The organism is Aliivibrio sp. S10_S31, from assembly GCF_014694495.1.
GTDB classification, from domain to species: domain Bacteria; phylum Pseudomonadota; class Gammaproteobacteria; order Enterobacterales; family Vibrionaceae; genus Aliivibrio; species Aliivibrio fischeri.
This window is the reverse complement of sequence record NZ_JAAUWR010000191.1, coordinates 1-205: the sequence shown is the minus strand read 5'-3', so window position 1 is coordinate 205 and position 205 is coordinate 1. Positions and strand designations below refer to the sequence as shown.

The following is a 205-nucleotide window of genomic DNA, read 5'->3' as shown; positions in this document are numbered from 1 at the left end:
TGGCTGGGATACCTGGATTTGAACCAGGGAATGGCGGCATCAAAAGCCGCTGCCTTACCGCTTGGCGATATCCCAACGAGATTCTTACGAATCTAAATAATGGTGCGGTCGGAGAGACTTGAACTCTCACACCTCGCGGCGCCAGAACCTAAATCTGGTGCGTCTACCAATTCCGCCACGACCGCACAAATTTTATAGTGAAATT

The 205-nt window shown here is 50.2% G+C and carries 2 tRNA genes; both read right to left on the bottom strand.

What is annotated here, in order from left to right:
• A tRNA-Gln gene (locus HC728_RS20100) sits at positions 1-75 on the bottom strand.
• 25 nt (positions 76-100) lie between these two features.
• Positions 101-185 (bottom strand) — tRNA-Leu (locus HC728_RS20095).
• Between the last annotated feature and the right edge of the window lie 20 nt (positions 186-205).